Annotated in this window: 23 protein-coding genes; 7 read left to right on the top strand and 16 right to left on the bottom strand. The window is 68.9% G+C overall.

Annotated elements, in window-relative coordinates:
- Nucleotides 1-45: 45 nt before the first annotated feature.
- Nucleotides 46-441, bottom strand: coding sequence for an Imm1 family immunity protein (locus KY572_RS41440; RefSeq protein ID WP_224249277.1), 396 nt, complete (start codon nt 439-441; stop codon nt 46-48).
- Between the two features lie 256 nt (nt 442-697).
- On the opposite strand from KY572_RS41440, the gene KY572_RS41435 reads away from it, so the two are divergent.
- The 5 genes from KY572_RS41435 (at nt 698) to KY572_RS41415 (ending at nt 6,546) form a co-directional block, all read left to right on the top strand.
- Nucleotides 698-1,531, top strand: coding sequence for a hypothetical protein (locus KY572_RS41435; RefSeq protein ID WP_224249276.1), 834 nt, complete (start codon nt 698-700; stop codon nt 1,529-1,531).
- Nucleotides 1,532-2,284: 753 nt separating this feature from the next.
- Complete coding sequence (locus KY572_RS47965; protein ID WP_224249275.1) at nt 2,285-3,343, top strand: GAF domain-containing protein; 1,059 nt, start codon at nt 2,285-2,287, stop codon at nt 3,341-3,343.
- Nucleotides 3,280-4,569, top strand: a complete 1,290-nt coding sequence (locus tag KY572_RS41425) for an ATP-binding protein (RefSeq protein ID WP_224249299.1) — start codon at nt 3,280-3,282, stop codon at nt 4,567-4,569. The genes KY572_RS47965 and KY572_RS41425 overlap by 64 nt, the downstream gene beginning before the upstream one ends.
- A complete protein-coding gene (locus KY572_RS41420) occupies nt 4,562-5,029 on the top strand; it encodes a response regulator (RefSeq protein ID WP_224249274.1) in 468 nt (155 codons plus the stop codon). Before KY572_RS41425 ends, KY572_RS41420 begins: the two co-directional genes overlap by 8 nt.
- Nucleotides 5,026-6,546, top strand: coding sequence for an ATP-binding response regulator (locus KY572_RS41415; RefSeq protein WP_224249273.1), 1,521 nt, complete (start codon nt 5,026-5,028; stop codon nt 6,544-6,546). Before KY572_RS41420 ends, KY572_RS41415 begins: the two co-directional genes overlap by 4 nt.
- A gap of 9 nt (nt 6,547-6,555) precedes the next feature.
- On the opposite strand, the gene KY572_RS41410 is transcribed toward KY572_RS41415, so the two are convergent.
- The 4 genes from KY572_RS41410 to KY572_RS41395 all read right to left on the bottom strand — a co-directional run bounded on the left by KY572_RS41410 (nt 6,556) and on the right by KY572_RS41395 (nt 10,623).
- On the bottom strand, nt 6,556-7,098 hold the full coding sequence (locus KY572_RS41410) for a hypothetical protein (protein WP_224249272.1): 543 nt from the start codon (nt 7,096-7,098) through the stop codon (nt 6,556-6,558).
- 265 nt (nt 7,099-7,363) lie between these two features.
- On the bottom strand, nt 7,364-9,019 hold the full coding sequence (locus KY572_RS41405; RefSeq protein WP_224249271.1) for an alkaline phosphatase D family protein: 1,656 nt from the start codon (nt 9,017-9,019) through the stop codon (nt 7,364-7,366).
- A gap of 66 nt (nt 9,020-9,085) precedes the next feature.
- Nucleotides 9,086-9,772, bottom strand: coding sequence for a hypothetical protein (locus KY572_RS41400; protein ID WP_224249270.1), 687 nt, complete (start codon nt 9,770-9,772; stop codon nt 9,086-9,088).
- Nucleotides 9,773-9,792: 20 nt separating this feature from the next.
- Entirely contained in the window at nt 9,793-10,623 is an 831-nt protein-coding gene (locus KY572_RS41395) for a hypothetical protein (protein WP_224249269.1), read from the bottom strand.
- A gap of 205 nt (nt 10,624-10,828) precedes the next feature.
- Here KY572_RS41395 and KY572_RS41390 point away from each other — a divergent pair, with 205 nt between their 5' ends.
- Nucleotides 10,829-13,468: an alpha-amylase family glycosyl hydrolase gene (locus tag KY572_RS41390; protein WP_224249268.1), complete on the top strand. Its 2,640-nt coding sequence runs from the start codon at nt 10,829-10,831 to the stop codon at nt 13,466-13,468.
- Nucleotides 13,469-13,652: 184 nt separating this feature from the next.
- Here KY572_RS41390 and KY572_RS41385 read toward each other — a convergent pair whose 3' ends face one another.
- The 10 genes from KY572_RS41385 to KY572_RS41340 all read right to left on the bottom strand — a co-directional run bounded on the left by KY572_RS41385 (nt 13,653) and on the right by KY572_RS41340 (nt 22,987).
- Complete coding sequence (locus tag KY572_RS41385) at nt 13,653-14,576, bottom strand: pirin family protein (protein ID WP_224249267.1); 924 nt, start codon at nt 14,574-14,576, stop codon at nt 13,653-13,655.
- Complete coding sequence (locus tag KY572_RS41380; RefSeq protein WP_224249266.1) at nt 14,573-15,253, bottom strand: sterol desaturase family protein; 681 nt, start codon at nt 15,251-15,253, stop codon at nt 14,573-14,575. Before KY572_RS41380 ends, KY572_RS41385 begins: the two co-directional genes overlap by 4 nt.
- 69 nt (nt 15,254-15,322) lie before the next feature.
- A complete protein-coding gene (locus tag KY572_RS41375; RefSeq protein WP_224249265.1) occupies nt 15,323-15,943 on the bottom strand; it encodes a protein-tyrosine phosphatase family protein in 621 nt (206 codons plus the stop codon).
- Nucleotides 15,944-15,979: 36 nt separating this feature from the next.
- The gene (locus KY572_RS41370; protein WP_224249264.1) at nt 15,980-16,966 is read right to left on the bottom strand and encodes a hypothetical protein; all 987 of its coding nucleotides are present in this window, start codon (nt 16,964-16,966) and stop codon (nt 15,980-15,982) included.
- Nucleotides 16,956-18,200, bottom strand: a complete 1,245-nt coding sequence (locus tag KY572_RS41365; protein WP_224249263.1) for a GtrA family protein — start codon at nt 18,198-18,200, stop codon at nt 16,956-16,958. The genes KY572_RS41370 and KY572_RS41365 overlap by 11 nt, the downstream gene beginning before the upstream one ends.
- Entirely contained in the window at nt 18,193-19,125 is a 933-nt protein-coding gene (locus tag KY572_RS41360) for a phosphatase PAP2 family protein (RefSeq protein WP_224249262.1), read from the bottom strand. The genes KY572_RS41365 and KY572_RS41360 overlap by 8 nt, the downstream gene beginning before the upstream one ends.
- A complete protein-coding gene (locus tag KY572_RS41355; RefSeq protein WP_224249261.1) occupies nt 19,103-20,440 on the bottom strand; it encodes an inositol-3-phosphate synthase in 1,338 nt (445 codons plus the stop codon). Before KY572_RS41355 ends, KY572_RS41360 begins: the two co-directional genes overlap by 23 nt.
- A 313-nt stretch (nt 20,441-20,753) precedes the next feature.
- Nucleotides 20,754-21,197 carry a rhodanese-like domain-containing protein gene (locus KY572_RS41350; protein WP_224249260.1) on the bottom strand — a complete coding sequence of 148 codons (444 nt, stop codon included), beginning with the start codon at nt 21,195-21,197 and terminating at the stop codon, nt 20,754-20,756.
- Nucleotides 21,198-21,360: 163 nt separating this feature from the next.
- The gene (locus tag KY572_RS41345) at nt 21,361-21,906 is read right to left on the bottom strand and encodes a pyridoxamine 5'-phosphate oxidase family protein (RefSeq protein WP_224249259.1); all 546 of its coding nucleotides are present in this window, start codon (nt 21,904-21,906) and stop codon (nt 21,361-21,363) included.
- Nucleotides 21,907-22,006: 100 nt separating this feature from the next.
- Nucleotides 22,007-22,987 carry an aldo/keto reductase gene (locus tag KY572_RS41340; protein WP_224249258.1) on the bottom strand — a complete coding sequence of 327 codons (981 nt, stop codon included), beginning with the start codon at nt 22,985-22,987 and terminating at the stop codon, nt 22,007-22,009.
- 121 nt (nt 22,988-23,108) lie between these two features.
- Between KY572_RS41340 and KY572_RS41335 the strand changes: the two genes are divergently transcribed.
- Complete coding sequence (locus tag KY572_RS41335; protein ID WP_224249257.1) at nt 23,109-23,975, top strand: hypothetical protein; 867 nt, start codon at nt 23,109-23,111, stop codon at nt 23,973-23,975.
- A gap of 10 nt (nt 23,976-23,985) precedes the next feature.
- Here KY572_RS41335 and KY572_RS41330 read toward each other — a convergent pair whose 3' ends face one another.
- The gene (locus KY572_RS41330; RefSeq protein ID WP_224249256.1) at nt 23,986-24,501 is read right to left on the bottom strand and encodes an FHA domain-containing protein; all 516 of its coding nucleotides are present in this window, start codon (nt 24,499-24,501) and stop codon (nt 23,986-23,988) included.
- Between the last annotated feature and the right edge of the window lie 90 nt (nt 24,502-24,591).

Genomic DNA, 24,591 nt, shown 5'->3' with positions numbered 1-24,591 from the left:
CCTCGAGCCCCGGGGAGGGGGGCTTCAGCGCCCCTGAAGGTAGCGCTACGAGATATCCCCCGGGGCCATCCAGGTCAGGCTGCTCTTCCTTTTGCCGCTGGCGTGAAACTCCCGAAGCGCTTCGATGGCGAGATCTCGGTGAACGAAGGCGAAGCGCGGATGTCGCTCGCTGTTGCCAGCGATGGTCGCCTCCACGAGGTCATCTCCGCGCTCGGGCTGCACGAGCTGCATCTCCATCACGTCGTCCTCTTCGCGGACGGTCAGGAAGAAGCCCAATCCCGGGACCGCTGCCGCCGCTGCAAACGCATCATCCGCGGAGAAGAGGCCTAGCGTTGATGCGCCGCCACTCTCGACCTCGGTGATGGCTTCTTCGAGCTCGTCCCACTCAGGTGAGTCGGAGACTTCCTTACCATCAACGGAGAGCCGTTCCACGATGGACATTGGTACCTCCCATCATTCGAGCCTCACGACCGTACCCGTAGGCGTCTCCGGACTGTAGACCGTCAGCTCTTCGTGCCTGAGGAGCGCTCTCCCTCGAACCACCGACTCACGCGTCCTCGCTCCTCGAACCCCCGGAACCGCCGCCGCAGCTGCAACGCACCGCTATACGCGGCTGCGATTCCTCTCGATCCAATCAAACACCACCGAGACGCCCGGGGCGACCTCTGGAGTAGGTTCCGGCCTCATGGGAACTTGGATGAACGCGGCCTTTATTCAGTGTGGGGATGTGGGCCGGGTTAAAAGAGAACTTGCCCGCTTGGTGGTGGAAAATGGGCGGCAACTCGTGACCCCGAGACCGCGCAAGACCGACCATCGCGAGCCCATGCAATACGGAAAGGGTGACGAGGTTCGCCGTTGGGGGATCGCCGGTTTTCGTGGAGCCCCGGGATGGACTGCCATCCGCACCGCCCCCTTTGAATTGCTGATGCAGGGAAGCCCGCCGCTTCTCGCACGCCTCGCCGAACGGGTGGGTGCCTCTGCCTTCCAGTACAACATCCACGACAGCAGCTCAGGATTATTGATGGAGGCGGACGCGAGTGGGCGCGTGGAGCTTTCAGGGTACGTGTCGCACGAGCCGGGAGAATACTGGAACGGAGACCCGCCGATGGATCGCGTGGAGCCGCGCTTTCGCATCATCGATCCCTCGGACGTGGCTGCATGGGCCGAGGCAACCAGACCAGAGGCACGGGTGAAGGTGATGGATTCCTCCAAGGGGAGCCTTCAGACGGAGGACCCCGACTTGGCGAGGTGGCTCCGCGATATTGGCGCCGAGGTTGAACCCACGGAAGGTCGGCCCGGCCACTATGACGTGTGGACATTTCATCCCGCACACGTCATCCGCAAGTTCGCGGGGGCAGGCGACACCGGCCTGTTCCTTGATCCGGATTGGTGTGTGGAACCGGCCTTCAAGACTGTTTTCGGCGGTCCGAATGCCGAGCACTGCGACAACCTCTTCATGGTGCGGACGCTAATCCCCCACGCACCATTGCCCGTTGACGGGTTCGTACTCTACGCGGAGTCGAAGGAGTAGGAACGCGAACGGGGCCGCCGACTCTCGCCAGTGGCCTTGGGCGGGCAGGCTTCGTGCGTTCTGTGGGACTTTCTCCGGTGCCACGGTCGGGGCTACTCCGGCGCAACTGGAGCCCATGGCGGCTCCACCCCAGCGCAACTGGAGCCCCCATGACGGAGTCTCTTCCAAATTCTGCGACATATCCGTGAGGGCGTCGAATCGATGGGTCTGGGCCCACTGTGGCCCTGCCGTGCCGTCGCACCCGTTCGTCCCGAGCGCGCCGAGGGGCGACAGCTCGAACCAACTGGTCCTACAACCCTACCAGTTGGCCCAGAACGCGCCGGCGAGGGGTCCCCTGGAACGGTTTGAGTGAAGGGAGCCGTGTGCCGAGTGAGAGCGGGACGGCCGGCGCGGGAGGACCCGTCAGGACGGGGGGACCCGCGCCGAGACGAGGGGCCCGCGACCTGCGTCCCCAAGATGTGGGCCCGTGTTCTCCGCGGAGTCCTGGGGCTCGTGCGCCGCGCATGCATGCCTCGTGAAGCAGCGCCGGCGGGCGGGCATTCGAGCGCTAGCTGACAGAGCGGCTCGATTGTGTGAGCCACCCGCGGGCAGGGTGTGACTCTGCTGATTACTCATGCCTCCTGAAGTTTTCTTGGGAGCAGGGCATTAGCCGCACGCGACCCTCTCGCGGGCGGGTGGCTCGCATCTTTTGATCTGCAACGGGCACGGCCTACCTCCTTCACTGGCGGGAACGCCGGAGAAGGAGGCGCTGGGGTGAAGACGGATGCCGCTCGGGTGGGGCAGGTGGTGGACCTCACCAACTGCGACAAGGAGCCCATTCACATCCCCGGAGCCGTGCAGTCGCATGGGGTGCTGCTGGTGCTGCGGGAGCCGGACCTCACCGTCACGCACGTGAGCGAGAACGCGCCGGCGCTGCTGGGCGTCCCCGCCGGGCAGCTACTGGGCTCCAGGCTGGGACAGCTCGTCGAGCCGTCCGTGCGGGAGCGGCTGGAGGCGAGCCTGCTCAGCGAGCGGCCCCGGCAGCTCAGCCCCCTGAAGGTGGCCTGGCGGGTGGACGGCACGGAGCGCTTCTTCGACGGCATCGCGCACCGCCACCTGGGCAAGCTCATCCTCGAGCTGGAGCCCTCCTCCGAGCGGGAGTCGGTGCCCTTCCTCAGCTTCTACCACGTGGTGCGCGAGGCCCTGTCCCGGCTGCGGGACGCGAGGGATCTCCAGGAGCTGTGCGACGCCGCGGTCCAGGAAGTGCGCCGGATGACGGGGTTCGACCGCGTCGTCATCTACCGCTTCGACGCGGAGTGGAACGGCACGGTCATCGCCGAGGCGCGCGACGTCCGGGCCGAGCCGTACCTGGGGCTGCACTTCCCATCCTCGGACATCCCCAAGCAGGCGCGCGAGCTGTACCGACTCAACCGGCTGCGCATCATCCCCACCGTCGACTATGCGCCCGCGCGCATGCTGGCCCTGCCCGAGACGGAGGCCGAGGGGCCGCTGGACATGTCCTTCGCGGTGCTGCGCAGCGTGTCTCCCATCCACCTGGAGTACCTGCGGAACATGGGGGCGCGCGCCTCCATGAGCGTCTCGCTGATGCGCGAGGACCAGCTCTGGGGCTCATCTCCTGCACGCACGTCTCCGGCACCCGGTACGTCCCGTATGAGGTCCGCACCGCGTGCGAGTTCATCGGCGAGGTGCTGTCCAGCCTGCTGCCCGGCAAGGAGGGCCGCGAGGACTATGATCAGCGCATCCGCTCCATGTCCGTCCACGCGGCGCTGGTGGAGCGCATGGCGCGCGAGGTGGACTTCATCTCGGGGCTGACGGGCAGCGAGCCGGGGCTGCTGGAGCTCGTCCACGCCCAGGGGGCCGCCCTCCACTTCCACGGCCAGACGACGGTGCTGGGGGCCGCCCCGAGCGACGAGCAGCTCGCGGGGCTGCTGGCCTGGCTGGGGACGCGGCACGACGAGGAGGTGTTCGTCACCGATCGGCTCTCCAGCGAGTACCCGGAGGCGAAGGACTTCCAGGACGTGGCCTCGGGGCTCATCGCCGCCTCCATGTCCCGCGGGCGCAACAACTACGTGCTCTGGTTCCGCCCGGAGGTGGTGCAGACGGTGGACTGGGGCGGCAACCCCACCAAGCCCGTGGAGATGGAGGAGGGGCAGCTGCGGCTGCACCCGCGCAAGTCCTTCGAGCTGTGGAAGGAGACGGTGCGGGGCCGCTCGCTGCCGTGGAAGCCCTATGAGGTGGAGGCCGCCGCCGAGCTGCGCCGGTCCATCATCGACGTGGCGCTGCAGCGCAGCGAGGCGCTGCTCAAGCTCAACACGGAGCTGGAGCGCAGCAACGTGGAGCTGGATGCGTTCGCCTACGCGGCCAGCCACGACTTGAAGGAGCCGCTGCGCGGCATCCACAACTACACCCTGCTGGCGCTGCGCGAGGCGGGGGAGGTGCTGCCGCCCACGCCTCGGGCCCGGCTGGACACCGTCGTCCGGCTCACCCAGCGCATGGAGGGGCTGATCAACTCCCTGCTGCACTACGCGCAGGTGGGCCGCATGGAGCTGTCCCTGCGGGAGACGAACGTCAACGAGGTGGTGGCCCAGGTGCTGGAGCTGCTCAAGCCTCGCCTGGAGGAGGCGCGCGTGGAGGTGCGCATCCCGCGGCCCCTGCCATCCGCGTGGTGCGATCGGGTGCGGCTGGCCGAGGTGTTCACCAACCTCATCACCAACGCGCTCAAGTACAACGACAAGGCGGAGCGGTGGGTGGAGCTGGGCGCGGTGCCGGATGGGGACGAGGCGCGCGTGGCCTACTACGTGCGGGACAACGGCATCGGCATCAAGCCCGAGTACCACGAGGCCATCTTCCGCATCTTCAAGCGGCTGCACGGCAGGGACAGGTACGGCGGCGGCACGGGGACGGGCCTCACCATCGTCAAGCGCATCATCGAGCGCCACAACGGGCACGTCTGGCTGGAGTCCACGCCGGGCGAGGGGACGACGTTCTACTTCACCCTGGCGGTGGAGCCCCCGGGGCGGGAGGGTGCTGGTGAATAGCCTGCCGCCCATCCTGATCGTCGAGGACAGCGACGAGGACTTCGACATGCTGCGGCTCGCGCTTCAAGCGGCGGGCGTCACCCACCCGCTGGTGCGCTGCGCGGACGGGGAGGAGACGTTGGAGTTCCTGCGTCAGCGCGGGCGCTCCCAGGCCGCGGAGCCGGCGCCCCGGCCGGGCGTGGTGCTGTTGGATCTCAACCTGGCGGGGATGGATGGGCGCCAGGTGCTGGAGCACATCAGGGCGGACGCGGCACTGCGGGCCCTGCCAGTCATCGTGCTGTCCACGTCGGACAACCCGAGGGACGTGCAGGCCTGCTACCAGCTCGGTGTCAGCGCGTACCTGCTCAAACCCCTGGATCTGGAGCGCTTCGAGCGCATGGTGAGACTGTTCAAGGAGTTCTGGCTGGAGTTCGTCGTGCTGCCCGTGGGGGTGCCGCTCAGCGAGGGACGGTGGAGATGACGCGGCCGATACGGACGATCCTCCTGGTGGAGGACAGCCCCGAGGATCGCGGCACGTACCGGGCCTTCCTGAGCGAGGACCGGGAGTGTGAGTACCGCTTCCTGGAGGAGGAGGACGCGGAGCAGGCGCTGGAGGTGTGCCAGACGCACGAGGTGGACTGCGTGCTGCTGGACTACCACCTGCCGGGCATGAACGGCCTGGAGTTCCTGCGGATGCTCCACGAGCTCCGCGGCCGGGTGCAGCCGCCCGTGGTGATGCTGACGGGGCGGGGCAGCGAGCAGGTGGCCGCGAGGGCGCTGAAGAGCGGGGCGGCAGACTACCTGGTCAAGTCGGATGTGACGCCGGAGAGCCTCTTCCGGGCCGTGCGCAACACCATCGAGCGCGAGCAGCTGCGGCGGCAGGTGGAGGCGCAGGAGCTGGAGCGGCGGCGCCTGCTGGCCGAGTACCAGCAGCTGGCCGCGGTGGTGGCCAACGCCTCCACGAGCATCGGCTTCGCCACGCCGGAGGGGAAGCTGCGCTACCTCAACCCGGCGGGGCGGCGGCTGCTGGGGGTGGGGGAGACGGAGGATGTGACGGGCATCGACGTGACGGAGCTCATGACGCCGGGGGACGCGGCCTGGCGCGAGGCCCACATCGTGCCAACCCTCTGGAAGGAGGGGCGGTGGCGTGGGGAGTTCCGGCTGCGCAACCGGCGGACGGGGGTGCTGATACCGGTCCGGCAGGACTCGTTCCTCATCACGGGCACGGGGCAGGTGCCCACGGTGCTGGCCTCGGTGTTCCTGGACATCAGCGAGCTGAAGCGCCAGGAGGAGGCCTCGCGGCAGCGGGCGGAGTTCGAGCAGTACCTGGCGGGCATCGTGGGGCATGATCTGCGCAATCCCATCGCCGCCATCACGCTGTCGGCGGCCATGGGGCTGCGCCGGAGGGACATCGACGAGCGCCTGCGGGAGGTGTTGAACCGCATCCTCCTGGCGGCGGAGCGCGCGCACCGGCTGATCGACACGACGCTCGACTTCACGCAGGCGCGGCTGGGGGGAGGGCTGCGGGTGGTGTGCAAGCCGTTGGATCTGCACGAGCTCACGCAGCAGGTGGTGGACGAGGTGCTGCTGAACTTCCCGGACCGGCGGCTGGAGCTGACGCACGAGGGGGCGGGGAAGGGAGAGTGGGATCCGGACCGCATCGCGCAGGTCATCACCAACCTGGTGACGAACGCGCTGAAGTACAGCGAGGACGGGACGCCGGTGAGGGTGAGGACGCGGGGCGAGGCGGAGGTCATCACCCTGGAGATCCAGAACCGGGGCGCGCCGATTCCGGCGGAGCTGTTGCCGCGACTCTTCTCACCGATGAAGCGGGGGAAGGCGGAAGGGGGCTCGGAGCGGAGCCTGGGGCTGGGGCTCTTCATCGTGGACCACATCGTCCGGGCGCACGCGGGCTCCATCGAGGTGAAGTCCGACGCGGACCACGGGACCACCTTCACGGTGCGCCTGCCCCGGCATCCACCCGGCTCCGCGCGGTGAGCGGGGAGGCTAGCCGCGCGAGCGACGGCTGCGAGTCCGGGGCTTTCTCTGGGGACGGCTTTCCTCAGAGAGAGCCTTCCTGGCATCGAGGCCCGCGGCGGTTCGAGCCCGGGCCAGCACGAGGTCGATTTGTTCCCGCTGGGCGGGGTGCAGCGGCCGGCCGCGAGTTCGCCGCTCGAAGTCAGAGATGAGCGCGGCGGTCTTTCGTATGCCCGCGGCGGACCCCTTGGATGCTTGCGCCGACCAGGCACACACCAGAAGGCGGCAGTCCATCGAGGAGTAGCCGAGTCGCTCCATCCGCCGCAGGTATGGCGAGAAGCTCCTCCAAGGACCCGAGCTGGTCGTCCTGAGCAGGTCCTCGGCGATACGTCTGCGCATCTCCTGCTTCTCGAACGCGGTACGCGTCTCCCCGAGAATCTGCTTCTCGAGCTGTTTGTACGCCTGGATCCTCTCGGGAATGGATGCGTGCCGGAGCGAGAGGAAGAGTTGATCCCGCTGCTGGGCCCAGCGCATGAACCTCGCCTCTTCTTCCTGGGTCAGAGTCCTGGGCATGGCATCCGTACTCCGTTCCACGTGTAGATCGCCTCTGGCCAGAAGCCCTGCGCCGTGCAGTACGCCAGGCAGGAGCCGCAGCGGCTGTATCCCGAGATATGGCCCGGCATCTGCTGACCTCCAGCCGCGACGCACCGGTCGTAATACTCCGCGCAGCGATCGTGGAAGTCATCCCCCGGCTTGCAGCCGGTGGCTGCCCGTGCAGGAGACGAGACAAGCGCACATCACGAGTGCCCATATTCGAGGATGAATGGTGCTCCTCCTTTCAGCCGAAGAGGCTGGGCTCGCGGGCGTGGGGCCAGGGGATGGCTTCGCGGCTGGAGCTGCGGTTGAGGTCGAACAGCAGGATGCGCGGCTCGGGGTGGCCCTCCAGGTAGAACTTCACCTTCACGTGCCACTCGTCCGGCAGCACGTTGCGCAGCGAGGCCACCACCACGTTGCGCTGGCCGAAGTGGTGGCTCACCTGCGCGCTGTACACGCCCCGCTCGCCCAGCGTCACCATCCGCGTGAGCCGCCGGTACACCGCCTCCGCCATCCAGCTGAAGGGCTGATAGGACACCGGTGACGCCACCACGTGCGGAATCGACGGCCGCGCCGCGTGCGCCGGATCCGAGGAGTAAAGCGTGGAGTAGCCGGGCGTGTGGATGTCTCCCGTGAGCACCACCACGCTCAGCGGCCGCTGGCCCGGTGGCGGGTTCTGCAGGCCGAAGAGGAAGTCCAGCACCTGATCCGCCGCGCGCCGGTTGGGCTCGGCGCCCCAGCTGTCGTTCAAGTCGTCCCGCAGGTCGCCGATGTTCTTGTGGAAGCTGCTCACCATGCTCCGCACGCCCGCGTAGCGGATGGAGCCCAGCCACGAGAAGAACTGGAGCACGTAGGGCCAGCCGCTCCGCATCATCCCCTCCAGCCCGTGGTGCCCGTGCGAGAACACCACGGTGCTGCAGAAGAAGAGCACGTCCAGGTGCTCGCGCTCCGAGGCCACCCAGCGCTCCACCGCGGCCAGCTGCTCCGCCGTCCAGATGCGCCCCTGCCGCACGTTGCGGTTGCTGCGCAGGTCCGGCATCACGAAGCCGGCTCGGCCTACCCGGAAGCAGGTGTCGAAGCCCTGCTGGAAGCCGGGCGACAGCGGCGGCGGGTTGCGCGCGGCCTGCATGTGCTGGAAGGCCTTGCGCGCCGACTGGAACAGCCCCTGCCACTGGGGCTTGAAGACGTCCGAGCCGCCTCGCTCGAAGGAGTCCTCCCGCGAGCCCCAGCCGTCGGTGATGTCGTGGTCGTCCCACATCAGGTAGGCCGGCAGCTGGCAGAGCACCCGGCGGTAGCGCACGTCGCTCCAGTACTTGCGGTAGACGGTCAGGTACAGCGCCACGCGCTTGCGAGGATCCTTCTCCCGGCGGACCTTGCGCTCGATGTCGTCCGCGTAGATCTGATCGCCGATGAGCAGGGCGAAGCGGACGTTCTTGTTGTGCGCGATGATGGCCGGCAGCTGCGCCCAGACCGCGAAGCCGTTCTCGCCGTCGAGCGCCGCTGTCTCCGGGTTGTGGCAGCTCATCACCAGGAAGTCGAGCTGCTGCTCGAAGCCGCCCCGGGGCAGGGTCCGGAAGCACGTGTCCTCGGGCCCGAGCCCCCGGAGATCGACCGCCGCCAGCCCCGAGTCATCCCACCACAGGCGGTAGGCGTAGAGCGTGTCCGGCTCCAGCCCGGAGATGGCAGCCACGCCGACACCGCACTCCTCCTCGGAGAGGACCAGGGGGAGCCGCTGCAGGACGCGGGTGTTGGAGCGACCCGAGTGGAGGGTGACGTAGAGCGTCCGGCGCTCGCCGGGCTTCAGGTCCGCCATGTGCACCCAGATGCGGGTCTCCGTGTCGGTGGTGTGGCCGAGGAAGGGACCCAGCAGCCGGCAGCTCCGGTCGAAGTGGAAGGCCATGAGAGGCGGAAGCCTAGCCCCCACGCCCGGTGAGTTCACTCCTCACGGAGCCGAGCCGGTGCCCCGCTATTCCTGGATGGTGATGATGACCGAGGCCCTCGCCGTGGCGTCATCGACCTCTCCAAGGGCCACCTGGACGTGCTCGAACGTCGATGGGTCATAGACACGCAGGTGGATCTCCTCCAGCGCGGTCTGGGTGCACCACCGGCGCTTGGGGATGGCCTTCTGGGCCTTCTTGATGATGCGCTTGGAGTTGACCTGCTGGCTGGGGCCCGTGGCGACGAAGAGCTGGCCGATCCGGTAGCGCTGTCCGAGCTGCACCGCCAGCAGCCCCCGGGAGGAGGCAGTGCCCGTGCCTGTCTCATTCCGGGGCGTCACCTCCGCCTTCAGCCAGCCGAGCTTGTAGAGCCGGCGATCGAGCACGTCCGCCAGCCCTTGATGGCACCGGGCGCGATCGTCTCCCTCGACCACGAGCGCCGGGAGGCCCGCGAGCAGGCAGTCCCGGAGCACGGGAGACATCTGCTCGAGCCCCTGCACCTGGCTGGGGACGAGCATCGGCGCATCCTGCGGCCAGCAGTTCGTCAGGCGGTCCAGCTCGTCGCTGGAGCGGATGCCTCGGCAGGAGAGGGCGTCCTCGGCACGTCCCGCCGCGGAGTCGTCCAGGCTCTGCCACCACGCGTTCTCGGGCTTGGGAGAGCTGGCACAGGCCGTCAGCCACAGGCAGGCGGCGATGGAGAGCACGATGCGGTTCATGGGCGGGAGCCTCTCTCGGTTCACCAGCAGGCGGGGCGGCAGGTGCAGACGATGCAGCCTGATTGCTGGTCGTAGTGGCAGTCGCGGCCGTTGAAGCAGATGGCGCCTCGCCTGGGGCAGTGGTCCGGCAGCACGGGCCGTGGCCGCTCGTGGCGCGCCAGCTTTGGCTTCTTGGGCTTGTGGGGCTTCTCCCAGACGTCGATGGTCACGGGCACCACCTTGTTCTGGGGATCGGGCTCGCCGCCGATCACCCACACGGCGCGGAACTTCTTCATCTGGAAGACGCGCGAGTGCATCGCCGCCAGGACGCCCGAGGTGTACCAGGCGCCCGCCGGAGCCGCCGCGTAGGCCTTCGCGAGGATGCGCTGAGGCGCCACGCGCCCTACGCTGTCTTCGGTCCGCTCCACCTGGAGCAGGCCCACCCGGTAGCGGCTGCCGAGCTGGACGGTGAGCTGGGCCTCGGACATGTCCGGAGTGCCCGAGGGAGGAGAGACGGTCGCCTCCAGCCAGCCGAGCTGGCGCAGCCGTCCCTGGAGCACCTGGGCCGCGCCCTGCTGGCACTCGGTGGGCTCCACCGGCCCCGTCTCCACGGGCAGCTTCGAGAGGAGACACTCGCGCAGCGGCGCGTCCATCAGCTCCATCCCGGCCACGGTGAGGCGGGGAGCGCCCTCCACGGGCAGGCACGTCTCGGAGAAGGACGTGGCGCCCACGAGCCGTGTCCCGTCGCACACCAGGCTTGGTGGATCCGACTCCAGGAAGGACTCCAGCGCGGCGTCGTCAGAGGCGCCACGGGTGGTGGCGCAGGCGCTCAGGAGCGCGCAGGACAGGACGGAGAGGAGGGAACGCGTCACGGAGACGAGTCTCATGGATACCCCTGATTCAAGACCGCCCTCGCTCGAGAGGGTGGGTGATGGATCAGGCCCGGCCGCCAGGGCGAGTATATCCGAGCCGAACTGGTATGACAGCCAGACCGGTTCGGCCGGAGTGCGCCCAGAAGCCAACGCCCACCCGCCTCGAGACTCCCCGCCGGGTGGCTTCTGTGTAGCCTCCGGGGCCATGCGCTCCCTGCCCACGAAGCTCCTGGCGCTGCTGTGCGCCGCAACCACCGTCCTCGGCTGCAAGTCCGACTCGCGGCCCCCCATCCCGCCGCCGACCCAGCCACCCCAGACGCCGGACAAGCTCCACGTCCCGTCTCCGGACTGGCGGGACCAGATCATCTACTTCGTCATGACGGACCGGTTCGCCAACGGCGACCCGAGCAACGACAACCAGGGCGCCGGCGAGTTCAACCCCGCCGACGGCGCGAAGTACAGCGGCGGAGACTTGAAGGGGCTCCTCGAGCGGCTCGACTACATCCAGGGCCTGGGGGCCACGACCGTCTGGATCACCCCGCCCGTGGCGAACCAGTGGTGGGATCCGCTCGTCAACTACGGCGGCTACCACGGGTACTGGGCGCGCCACTTCACCCAGGTGGATCCGCACCTGGGCACGCTGGAGGACTACCAGCGGCTGTCCCGAGCCCTCCACGGGCGCGGCATGTACCTGGTGCAGGACGTCGTCCTCAACCACATGGCCAACTGCTTCCGCTACACGAGCTACGACCCGGCGGACGTGACGGCCAACGTGGTGCGCAACACCGGCGCGAAGCCCGAGTGCGGCCCCACGCAGGCGCCGTTCGACCAGTGGGACCCGACGAACCCCACGCACCGCCAGGCCAGCATCTTCCACTGGACGCCGACCATCGCGGACTACGGGGACTCCAACCAGGAGCGGAACTGGCAGCTCGCCGACCTGGATGACCTGAACACGGAGAACCCGGTGGTCGCCACGGCGCTCCGGGACAGCTACGCCTACTGGCTCCGCGAGGTGGGCGTGGACGGCTTCCGCGTGGACACCGTCTTCTACGTGCCGCAGGACTTCTTCAAGGACTTCCTCCACTCGCAGGACGCGAACCACCCGGGCATCCTCACGCAGGCCCGGAGCCTGGGGCAGGAGGGCTTCCTGGCCTTCGGCGAGGGCTTCGCCAGCGACAAGCCCTTCGAGGACACCGCCTCGCGGAAGGTGGCCTCGTACATGAAGGATCCGAACACCGGCGAGGACCTGCTGACCGGCATGCTCCACTTCCCGCTGTACCGCACGGCGGGGGACGTCTTCGCCCGGGGCATGCCCACCTCGCAGCTGGGGCATCGACTGATGCACTCGCAGGCGCTGTTCGCGCGGCCGCACCTGATGCCCACCTTCCTGGACAACCATGACGTGGACCGCTTCCTGTCGGGAGGCTCGGAGGCCGCGCTCCGGCAGGCGCTGCTCTTCATGATGACGGTGCCGGGCATCCCGGTCCTCTATTACGGCACCGAGCAGGGCTTCACCGAGCAGCGAGCCGCCATGTTCCAGGCGGGCTACGGCTCCGGTGGGAAGGACCGCTTCGACACCACCGCTCCGCTGTACACGCTCATCCAGGAGCTGACCACGCTGCGCAAGACGAACGCCGTCTTCCGCCGAGGCGTCCCCACCGTGCTGCGGCAGAACGACGCCCGAGGCGGCGTGTTCGCCTACAAGATGGAGGGCGAGGGGCAGGTGGCCTTCGTCGTCTTCAACACCTCGGACGAGGAGACGCTGCTGGACAACCTGCCCACGGGCCTGGCCGACGGCAGCGAGCTGAAGCTCGCGGCGAGCCTGGGCGCTGGGGCCAGCGACGTCCACGTGGGGCGCGGGGGCACGCTGTCCCTCCGGTTGCCTGCTCGCGCGGCCCAGGTCTTCCTGCCCACGGGCCGGGTGACGCCGCCGCCCACCGAGACGGCCCGCATCACCCTGAACAATGTCAGCGGAGGCACCGTCACCGGTGACTTCGAGCTGTCGGGCACGGCCACGGGGGTGTCCACCTTCAAGGTGGTGGTGGACGGGGCGCTCGGCACGGCCAGCACGGTGACGGTGGCGGCCAACGGCACCTGGAGCACCCCCATCAACGTCGCGGGCATGGTGGATCCCACCATCCAGCACTCGCTGGTGGCGTGGGCCGAGCAACCCCAGGTCTTCTCCGGGACGCTCACCTTCAAGGTCAACCGCACCTTCGTGACGCTCCTCACCCACGATGACCCGGCGGAGGATGATGTCGGCCCCGAGGGCCGCTACCACTACCCCACGGACTCCACCTGGGGCGAGAACCGCCAGGGAGACCTGCGCCGGGTGACGCTGCGGGGCTCCGGCAACGTGCTCAAGCTCGAGCTCCAGACGAACCGCGTCACCACCGTGTGGAATCCGCAGAACGGCTTCGACCACGTGGCCTTCACCGTCTTCATCGACGTGCCTGGACGCACGGGGCTCACCGTGATGCCACAGCAGAACGCCTCGGTGCCCGCGGGCATGGCGTGGGACTACCGCGTCCGGGTCCACGGCTGGTCCAACACCCTGTTCGCCTCGAGTGGGGCCTCGGCCACGAACGAGGGCACGCCCTTCTCGCCGGCCGCCGCCATCGCCGTGGACGTGGCCGCCAGCACCGTCACCCTCACGCTGCCGGGAGAGCTGTTCGCGGGGCTGACCACTCTCAGCGGCGCCAAGGTGTACGTCACCACCTGGGACTACGACGGGGGCTACCGGCAGCTCGTCCCCACCGCCGAGCAGTGGAAGTTCTGGGGCGGAGACGGCGCGACGGACCCCATCGTCCTGGATGACACGCCGGTGCTCACCGTCCCCTGAGCACGGCGCGCCCGTCGCAGGAATCCCCCCTGCAACTCGCCGGTGGCGAGCGGAGCGGGTGGGACCGAGGGAGCGCTCCGGCCGGGCCCCTGCCTGTCGGCCGGACTGGTTGCGAACTGGTATGACAAGCATACCAGTTGGTGGAGTTCTGGCCCGACCCGGGCACCGCCTGCCCTGAAACAGCTCAGGGATAGCGAACGGGCGGAGGATCCTCGGGCAGCGGGATGAACTCCGTCTCCTGAGGCACGGGGGCGAAGCGGCCGCCCTTCCAGTCCGCCTTCGCCGCTTCCAGCCGATCCCTCGAGCTGGAGACGAAGTTCCAGAAGATGTAGCGCGGCCCGTCCATGGGCTCGCCCCCGAGCAGCATCAGCCGCGCGGGGCTGGTGGCCTGGATGACGAGCTCCTTGCCCGCGCGGAAGACGGGGAGCTCTCCCGGGCTGAACGCGATGCCGTCCAGCTCCACCGTGCCCTCGGCGAGGTAGAACGCGCGCTCCTCGTACTCGGCTGGCAGCTTCAGCCGCGCACCCGCCTCCAGCACGACGTCCGCGTAGAACATGTCCGAGAACGTCCGCACCGGCGAGCGCTTCCCATGGAGCGCACCGGCGATGAGGTGCATCCGCACGCCCTCGCCCTCGATGAAGGGCATGGTGTCCGAGGCGTGGTGGACGAAGGCGGGCTCCGTCTCCTCGTACTGCTTCGGCAGCGCCACCCAGGCCTGGATGCCGAACAGCTTCCCACCCGCGGGCCGCAGCTCGGGCGCCGTGCGCTCCGAGTGCGCGATGCCCCGCCCCGCGGTCATCCAGTTCACCTCGCCGGGCCGGATGGGCTGCACCATGCCCAGGCTGTCGCGGTGGAGCACCTCTCCCTCGAAGAGATAGGTGACGGTGGCCAGGCCGATGTGCGGATGCGGCCGCACGTCGAGCCCATGGCCCGGCTGGAACCCGGCGGGCCCCATCTGGTCCAGGAAGATGAAGGGCCCCACCATCCGGCGCCGTGCGGAAGGCAGCGCCCGTCGCACCTGGAACCCGTCACCCAGGTCCCGCGTGGGAGCGACGATGAAGGTCTCCACCTCGGGGTGGGACCGCGTCTCCTCGGAGTCGCCCGTCACTCCGTCACACCCGAGCTCACCTCGGGACGGGTGCCCTCGGTGGCCTCTTCCTTCTCGGTGCGCTTGGAACGCCGGCCGCCGCTGCCCACCAGGAGGTCCACCCACATGTTGCTGATGCCGAAGTTGCGGTCCGTGGTGGCGAAGTGGTGCGCCATGTGGTGCGCGCGCAGCGCCTTGCCCCACGCCGTGCGCGGCGTGCGGTGGTGCGTGGACCAGTGGATGAAGTCGTACGCCAGGTAGCCCCAGACGATGCCCAGGAAGTACGGAAGCGTCTGCGCCGGGTGGCCCACCAGCCACAGCAGCCCGCCGATGACGATGGCCAGCGGGATGCTCGCGCCCAGCGGCATCACCAGCCGGTCCGCGTCATCCGGGTACTTGTGGTGATAGCCGTGGGCAATCTCGTGCACCCGCCGGGTGAACGGGCCGTTGCCCTCCCAGTGGAAGAAGTACCGGTGGATGCAGTACTCCATGGCGATCCACGTCAGCACGCCCAGCGGCACGAAGAGCACGCTCATCACCACCGTCGTCTTCCCGGTGTACAGGCCCCACACGCACAGCGCCAGCGTGAGGGGGATGTAGAAGATGAACGGCACGGAGGGGTGGACTCGCGAGCATGCCTCGAGAAAGTTGTTCTCGAACATGCGGCCGGATTGGTGTCGGAGGTAGGGACGGCTCATAAGCGCACGACCTCTTTAGCAAGGAACTGGTGGAACGCACCTAGCCCTTTGTCCAGTCGAAGTGTCACCTCAGCTGCCCGTGGCACCCGGAGGGGCCACTCGCCCCGCCTCGGTGCCCGGGTGCCCGGCCCTCGTGGCCCACGCGGTGTTGAAGTCCGCCAGGCCCCGTAGCTGTCTATCATTCAAGGTCGCCTGCCAGCGCGCCTGCCGCAGCGCGCGGTACGCCGCCGCCACCTCCGCGCCCTGCGCCACCATCACCGCCAGCCCCATCAGCGGCCCGCGCCCCACGCCGTGCTCGCAGTGGGCGTAGAGCCGGCCCCCGGCCTTCAGCCGCGGCAGGGCCCACTCCACGCCCTTCATCAGCTGCTCCACCGAGGGCGGGTAGCGGTCCGTCACCGGCAGGTGCAGCAGCTCGATGCCCAGCGCCGCCAGCGCCGCCGCGTCGTCACAGCGCTCGGCGCGCAGATCGATGACCGCGGTGATGCCCGCCGCCGCCAGCGCCGCGTACTGCGAGCGCGACACCGAGCCGCCCACCCACAGCCAGTCGTTCACCCGCGAGACGTTCATTCCGCGCCCCGGCAGCTTCGTCGTCCACTCCACCACGCGCGCCACCGAGCGCAGCACCTGCTTGCGCACCCAGCCGCGCACGCCCGGGACGTGGTGCACCTCTCGCAGCAGCGAGACGCTCATGGCGCACCTCGGCCCGTGGCGGACACGGCGCTCACCTCAGCCCTCGTCCCGCGTGACTTCCATCACGCCGTGCACGTCCGGCTGCCCCGGGCGCACCAGCACCGCCCGCAGCACGTACGTCACCGGCGAGCCCACCACCGGCTTCACCAGGCTGCCCAGCACCCCCAGGTCCTGCACGGGCGCGCTGCGCAGCAGCAGCGCGGTGGAGCGCACCGTGACGGAGCCCTCCGCGCCGCTCAGCTCCGCCTCCCACGAGGCCGTGGACTTGGACTCGCCGTCGTCCTTGCGGTGCAGGTCGAAGCGCTGCAGCAGCTGCGGCGCGCCGCCCGAGCTCCACACGTAGGCGGGAGCAAAGCCCCCGTCGAAGCCCTCGCGCGCCAGCACCAGCACGTTGGAGTCGCCGCGCACGGCCCGGAAGCGCACCCAGCTGCGCGCCAGCTTGGCCGGCGCCACCGTGGAGTGCGAGTGGTCCCCGTAGCCGCCGCCGGACAGCTCCAGCAGCGCGTCCTGGCCCGGCATCCGCAGGCTCACCTTGGCCGTGCTGAAGGGCACCAGCACCTCGTGGCGGTAGCGCGCGTTGCCGACCAGGACCTCGGAGCCCGGGGGCGCCTTGGGCGCCGGAGGCTCGCTGAAGGAGATGTTCAGCAGCCCCTTGTCCAGCGGCACGGAGATGAAGGTGCCGCTGCCCGCGTGCAGCGTGCACGGGCCCATGCGCAGCGTGGAGGTGGCCGCGTCATAGCCCCACTCGTCCGAGTCCACCTTCACCTGCGGCGTCCAGGGCTTGCGGCCCGGGCGCAGCACGGTGGCCCGGCACACGCCGTGGCGCGAGCCCGGCCCCAGGTTCGTGATGGAGAACTGCGCGGCGACGAAGGTGCCGTCCTCCAGGTCCACCATGAAGCTGAAGCTCTCCCCGTAGTTGTCACTGGTGGAGGGCATCGGCTCCAACACCCCGCCCGCCCCCGCCAGCAGTGGCAGGGTGAGCACGGCGAGCCAGGCCAGCGGTGTCAGTCTCTCATGCCGCATGAGGACGCTCCATGAGCGTCTCCGGCGGGTCATTGAAGACGTAGTCCCGCTGGAGAGGGAGGTTCCACGCGAAGTACACCGCCCCGCGAGCCAACCACCACCCCAACGCGTACGGAAGCTGCGGGTGCAGCGTCAACAGCGCGACGCCCCCAGCGTTGAGCAGCGCGCTGGTGGCGCTGACCAACGTATAACGGGCCAGCTGCGGCGCAACCGCTCCCTGGCTCCGGAAGGTGACGAGGCGGTTGATGGAGTAGTTCACCACCCCACCCAGCACGCACCCCAGCGCCGTGGCGATGGTGGGCGAGAAGCTGGCCCACTCCACCATGCCCAGCACCGCGACGAAGTCCACCGCCGTGGCGATGGCGCCCGCCAGCGCGTTGAAGCCGAACACCGCCGCCTTGGTGCGCTTGTGCTGGCTCACCGGCGGCGGCGGCGCCAGCGCGTTCACCAGCGCCCGGAACCGCGAGAAGGCCGTCACGTTGCTCATGATGGCCACGAACACCAGGCCCACCACCGCCAGCCAGTGCATGGGGTGCTTCTGCTCGGGGAACCAGATGGCCTCGAAGATGGGCGAGAGCGCCACGCCCACGCCCAGAAAGAGCACCCGCTCCAGCCGCTGCATGGCCCCGCCGCGGATGTTGATGCCCAGACCCTCGCCGCGCGCGCGCACGTACGGCACCAGCGAGGTGCCCAGGAAGGCCACCAGCACCGGCAGGAGCACCCAGGTGTCCCGATAGTACCAGGCCAGGCCCATCAGCATGGCCGAGTCCACGTACCGGTCCAGCACCGAGTCCAGCGCCGCGCCGGCCGGGTTGGCCTCCTTGCGCAGCCGCGCCACGCGGCCGTCCATCACGTCCAGGATGCCGGCGGCCAGGAAGAGCCACCCGCCCAGCGTGAAGCGCCCCGCCGCCACCGCCACGCCGGAGGAAACCCCCAGCAGGCCCGACAGCATGGACAGCGCGTTGGCCGGCAGCCCCGAGCGGTACACCACCTTCCACAGGGGCTGGATGACCCAGAAGAAGTAGTGGCGCAGGAACATGCCCACCAGGATGGTGCTGCCGCGCTTCAGCGTCTCCTCGTCCTGGGGCACGCCCTTGATGGCGCAGCGGACCAGGAACAGCAGCAGTCCCAGGATGAAATAGGCACAGGCCAACAGCGCGGGGGCCAGCGCCGTCCATATGCGGGCCGAGGGAGAGAGGTCTCCCACGATCCAGGCGACAAGGGTGTCAAGCACGGCTGTCTCCTCCGGGCATGAGCGGTGCGGTCGCGACAGCTGGAGCTTCCCGCCGGACGAGGGCGTACTCCACGGCCATGCTGGCGACCAGGGCGGCGACCACTCCCGCCACGACATCCAGGATGTAATGGTGCTGCAGGTAGATGGCTGAGAAAGCCACCAGCGCCGCGAAGGCCACCGTCCCCACGCGCCACGCCCGGCCCAGCCGCCACGCCTGCCACACGACGATGACGGGGTAGGCGGCGTGCAGGGACGGCATGGCGCCGAAGATGTTGGGGTTGCGGGCGTAGAACTTCGCGAAGTAGGTGATGCCCAGCAGCGCGTCGAAGCGCGCCGTGCCCGCCTGGTCCGGAGGGGCCGTGAGGTCCGCGGGACCCGGGCCGTACTTCATCACGTACCAGGGCGGCGCCGCGGGGTAGAGCATGTACGTCACCACCCCCAGGGCGTTCACCAGCATGAAGGACCAGCAGAGCAACTCGAAGCGCGGGTGCTTGCGGAAGAAGAACAGCAGCGCCAGGGCGAACACCTCGTAGAGGTACGCCGCGTAGGAGAAGCCACAGAAGAAGTCGAGCACCGCGTGGGTGCGCGTGACGAAGTACGAGGGCCACGTCTCGAGGCCAGGGGCCGGGAAGAGCTTGCGCTCCAGCTCCCACAAGTCCCCGGTGTGGATGTGCCCGCGCAGGCCCAGCCACAGCCACTGGGTGTCCAGCAGCACGCCGGTGAGCCACAGCGGGAAGGCCCCCCGCAAAAAGCGCCGCGGCGCGGGGCCGGCGAAGGCCAGCCCCACGAGCAGCAGGTCCGCCACGGCGTGCTCCCACCGTAGCTTCCCCACCGCGGCGACGAAGACGAGGTGGCTCACCCCCGCCAGGGAGACGAGCCACTGGAACGTCTTCGACCCGGTCTTATCGGGCGAGCGGGAGGTCATCCCCGTAGTAGTCGAGGCCGAGGTGGGTGATGGGCTCTTCGCCCGCGATGGCGCGCAGCGTGTTCTTCAGCTTCGTCGTCTGGATGAACAGGTCGTGCTCGGCCTGCAGTCCCTCCAGCGCCATGGGGCTCTTGAAGTAGAAGGACATCCACTCCTGGATGCCCTTCCACTCCAGGCGCTTGGCCAGGTCCAGGAACAGGGCGATGTCCAGCACCAGCGGCGCGGCCAGGATGGAGTCGCGGCACAGGAAGTTGATCTTCAGCTGCATGGGGTAGCCCATCCACCCGAAGATGTCGATGTTGTCCCAGCCCTCCTTCGCGTCGCCGCGCGGCGGGTAGTAGTGGATGGAGACCTTGTGGCTCACGTTGCCGTAGAGCTCGGGGTACAGGTCCGGCTGGAGGATGGTGTCCAGCACGCCCGCCTTGGTCACTTCCTTGGCCTTGAAGGCCTGCGGATCATCCAGCACCTCGCCGTCGCGGTTGCCCAGGATGTTGGTGGAGAACCAACCCTGCAGGCCCAGCATGCGCGCCTTGAGCGCCGGGGCGATGACCGTCTTCATCATCGTCTGGCCGCTCTTCAGGTCGCGGCCCGCCACCGGGACGTTCTCCTTGCGCGCCAGCTCCTGCAGCGCGGGGGTGTCCACGGAGGTGTTCGGCGTGGCGTTGGCGAAGGGCACGCCCTCCTTCAGCGCCGCGTACGCGTACAGCAGCGTGGGGTTGATGGACGCGTCGTTGGCGTCCAGCGCCTTCTCCAGCGCCTCCAGCGAGTGCGTGGCCGGCGGGTTGCCCGTGTACGTCTCCACCGAGGCGGTGACGATCATCACCGCGCGCCTGGCACCCAGCTCCTTCTTGAAGTCGCGGATGTCCTGGCGCAGCGCCTCGATGCTCTCGCGGTGCGTCTTGGTGCTCTTGATGTGGTTGGCGGCGATGCGGCGCACGAACTCGGGGTTGTGCACGCCCTTCTTCGGGACGATCTTCTCCAGCGCGGGGCGCACCAGCTCCTGGTGCTCCTTGCTCAGCACGTCCGAGCGAGCGGCCACCTGCGCCGCGTTCTCGCTGATGATGTCCCAGGCGCCAAAGGCGATGTCATTGACGCTCGTCAGGGGAACCAGGTCCTGGATGCGCACGGTACGGCCCTCGGTGCGCTTGCCCAGGCGGGCGGTGCCCATCTGCGTCAGCGAACCCACCGGCAGGCCCTTGCCCTGCCGCATCATCTCGACACCCGCGATCAGCGTGGTGGCCACAGCGCCGAGACCCGGCAGCAGAACCGCCAGCTTCCCCTCGGGCTTGGAGACTGCCCTTGCCTTCGTAGTCATATGTAGGCTTCCTTCGAGGACAGGTGGAACCGCCCTCGTTACGACCTCGAGTCCGCGTTGCGCGGCAGGCCCCGGCCCGGCACTGTCCCCTGACGGGGAAACTCTCGGATGCGGATGGTTGATACTCTAAAGCGTTTTGAAGTTCAACGCCGCTCCGATACCACGATTTCACTGCAATGCCGCTTGGGTGGCAGGGCTTGAAGAAGCCAGCACGCTTGCTCCGGTGAGTAAAAACACTGTCCGAAAAAAGGACGAACCCACCCGGCGCGCGGAGCACCGGATGGGTTCGTGAGCGCAGAGGCCTGGTCGGGGCTCAGCTCTGCGGCGCGAAATGGGTGGTGGCCTGGCCGGCCTTCTTCCAGCCCAGGAGGCCATCCGGCAGGACGTTGACATCGGTGTAGCCGGCCTCGAGCGCGCGCTGGGCGGCCGCGTGGCTGGCCTTGCACTGGGTGTTGGCGCAGTAGAAGACGAGCTTGGTGTCCTTGGTGGCCGGCAGCTCCCGGGCCGCGTCGTACTTGTTGAAGGAAGTCAGCAGCACGGCGCCGGGGATGATGCCGTTGTCCTTGCGGAACTGCTCGAAGTTGGCGTCCACCACGGTGGCCTTCTTCTCCTTCTGGAGCGAGGCCACCTCGGTGATGGTGACGCTCTTCACCGTGCGGGAGGCGGTCTGCTCCTTCTTGTGGCCCTCGCAGGCCAGGGCGATGGACGGCACCGCCAGCGAGAGCGCGAAGACGCAGCCGAGCAGCTTCCGGTTCATGAAACCTCCAACGACGCGACGGGGGGCGGGCCTGGAGCGGCGCCGAGGGCCCAGTCATGGCGTCGGGTCCTGTCCGTTGCAACCCAAAATGAAGGGGCCCGCGGTGGGCTTGTCCCACCCCAGGCCCCTCCTCATATGCGGGCGGTCCGCGGAGCGGCGCCGCTCAGTGCACCGAGAGCCCCGCGTCCGTGTCCAGCCGCACCTTCTCGTTGTCGCCGGGCTGGTACGTCTCGCCGGTGAGCACGGCCTTGGCGAAGCCGATCAGCTGCACCATGCGGCTGTTGGGCGTGTCCCAGTACTCGGCCTTCTCCACCTTGACGCACAGCAGCGCGAGCTCCGGATCCTCCAGCCCGTCGGGGAACCAGGCCTTGAGGGTGGGGTTCCACAGCTCGCGGGCCTTCTCCTTGTCGAGCACCAGGCGGCAGCGGCCGCTCACGGAGACGAAGCTGTCCTTGGTGGGGTCCGAATAGGAGAGGTTCACGTGGTGGTCATGCTCCACCTCGCCCACCTTGGCCGAGTGCTCGCGGGTGAAGAACCAGAGCTCCCCGTCGAAGTCGCGGTTGTGCGTCCACATGGGGCGGCTGCGCAGGGTGCCGTCCGCCTCGATGGTCGTCATCATCGCCACCTTGATGTCCTGGATGAGCTTGCCCAGGTGCGCGATGGCTTCCTGCTGCCCGACGTCTTTCTGATCTGCCTTCTTGTTGGCCATGCCGTGCCTCCCGGCCTCACGGTAAGCAGCGGTGGGGAGGGATGACACCCGGCGTGCGAGAGGGCCGCCTCGCTGGGAGGGCTGGCGAGCGGGCAGGGGCTCAGAGGCCCAGGTGCTTCACCATCTTCGCGCGGGTCTTCTCGTCGGGCAGGCGGCCGAAGCCGGCCTTGAGGTTGTCCTCGAGGTGCTTGGGGTTGCTGGTGGCGGGGATGGGGCACGTCACCGCGGGGTGCCCGAGGATGAACTTGAGGAAGAACTGGGCCCAGCTGGTGCAGTCGAAGTCGGCGGCCCACGGGGGCAGGGGCTTGCCGCGCACCTTCTCGAAGAGGCCGCCCTGCTCGAAGGGGCTCATCACCAGCACGGCCACACCCTGGTCGGCGCAGGCCGGCAGCAGGCGGGCCTCCGCGTCGCGCTGGATGATGGAGTAGGGCAGCTGCACGAAGTCCAGCGCCTCCTGGCGGACGAGCTTCTCCATCTGCTCGAAGGCCGAGGGCAGGTAGTGGGTGACGCCGACGTAGCGGATGCGCCCGGCCTGCTGCCACTGGCGCAGGGTGGCCAGGTGCGTGTTCACGTCCACCAGGTTGTGCACCTGCATCAGGTCCATGCGCCCGCGGCCCATGCGCTGCACGGAGGTGTTCATCTGCTGCTCGCCCTCGGCGCGCCCCATGGTCCACACCTTGGAGGCGAGGAAGGGCGTGCGGGACTGGCCGAGCCCCTCCAGCAGCTCGCCCACCACCAGCTCCGCGCGGTCATACATGGGCGAGGAGTCGATGACGCGGCCGCCCTTCTCCAGGAAGCGCTTGAGCACGTCGCGCAGCGGGGCGCGCTCCTTCTGGGCGGGGCCCACGTTGAAGGTCTGCCAGGTGCCGAGCCCGATGACGGGCAGCTGCTCGCCGGTGCGAGGAATGGGGCGGGTCATCATGGTGCGCTTCTCCGGCTGGGCGGGGCCGGCGCCCATCAGCAGCGCGCTGCCGAGCCCCGCGGCGATGACTTCCCGGCGAGAGGGGCCCGGGCGCTGGGAAGAGGCGGCTCGAGAGCCGCCGTCGGGATTCCCTGCGTCGTGGTTGCGCTCGTCATCCATGCGCGCAGCGTAACGCCTCCGCCCGACGAACTCTGCCCCGGAGCAGGGCAGGGGTCGGCGAAGGACTCTTGCCGGGCCCCCCTGTTGACATCTCAGTGCTTATCTGGTTATTCGCGAATTCATGCGAAAGCACATTTTTACGAGCTGCTCCGTGGCGCTGCTGTTCTCCGCGTGTGGTGGCGAGCTGCCGGGTGAGGGGGGCGAGTCGCTCGCGGTCCAGAAGCAGGCCGCGTACGCGGGCGTGAATGGCACCTACTGCCTGGAGAGCCCGTACAACTGCAAGCTGCAGGCGTCGGGTGGCAACCGCGTGCCCACGAATGATCCGGCCGACGACAACTGGGGCCTGGTGACGGGCGTGCCCATCCGTGACGGTAACGGCACGGTGATGGGCACCAACACCCGGACGAGCTCCGCGTTCAACTACGGCCAGACGCGCACCTTCGCGGGCGAGCTCCATGCGTTCGCGGTGTCGACCTCGAACTCGAGCGCCGGCTGGCTGCCCATCTCCGCCATCCTGGGACGGACGTCCTTCGAGCAGAAGGTCGGCCACGTCTCGGCGCTGGGCGCGGGCCTGGCGAAGCTGGGCTGCTACTCGGTGCGCAACTGGCACGACACCACCCTGGAGCTGAAGAAGGTCGTCTACGACAGCCAGGCGACCCACGAGCGCGCGGGGGACTACCTGCCGCTGGTGCGCGCCAACGGGCAGCGCTCGGCCAACCTCATCTTCAACGTGCCGGGCATGGCCCTGGGCGGCCCGGCGGTGGACCACTTCCCCGCGGGCACGAAGTTCCAGCGCCTGGACGTGCCGACCGACAACGGGGCGCCGTCCATCGACATCCCGCTCTGGGTGCAGGACAGCTCGGGCCGTTACCGTCAGCAGTCGGGGACGATGAAGTTCATCTACGGCTACGTCATCGCCGCCACGGGCACCAAGCGCAACGGCTGGATGGCGTACGACGCGCTCCAGGTGAGCTCCGGCTGCCCCTGAGCCGGCGGCCTCAGCCCATCCTCCCCGGCGGGCTGCGCAGCCGGGTGTAGAGGGTGTCCGCCAGCAGGAACCAGAACTGCACGTAGCCCACGCTCAGGATGTCTCCGTCCTTGAGCGTGGCCTCGCGATTCATGACGAGGGTGCCGTTCAGGAACGTGCCGTTGCGCGAGCCCAGGTCCTTCACGGTGCAGCGGCGCTCCGCCTCGTTCCAGCGCAGCGCCGCGTGCTGCTTGGACACCGAGCCGTCATCGAGCACCACGTCGCAGTCCGGCAGCCGCCCGAACATCAGCGAGTCCGTCTCGCCCAGCGGCGGCAGCGTGGCCACCTGGAGGTCCTCGAACTCGAAGAGGAGCGAGAGCATCCCCCGCTCGATCGTCGCCTTGTCGGCCGCGTGCGTGGAGGCCAGCTCGTCCGATGCCCTGGGGCTCGGAGGGCGCTGGATGAGCGCGAACGGCCCGAGCTGGCGGCGGAACTCCTCCGCGGACAGGGAGGTACCGAGCGCTCGCAGTTGCTTGATGGAGATCACCCCTGGATCATCGGACCACGGCCCTTTCCGCGCCATCGGAATCTGGAGGAGCCGTCGTGGTAGCGTCCGAGGAGACATCCGCCCGCTTGC

The organism is Hyalangium gracile (assembly GCF_020103725.1).
GTDB classification, from domain to species: domain Bacteria; phylum Myxococcota; class Myxococcia; order Myxococcales; family Myxococcaceae; genus Hyalangium; species Hyalangium gracile.
Note: the sequence above shows the minus strand (reverse complement) of the source record. Positions and strands in the feature narration are given on the sequence as shown.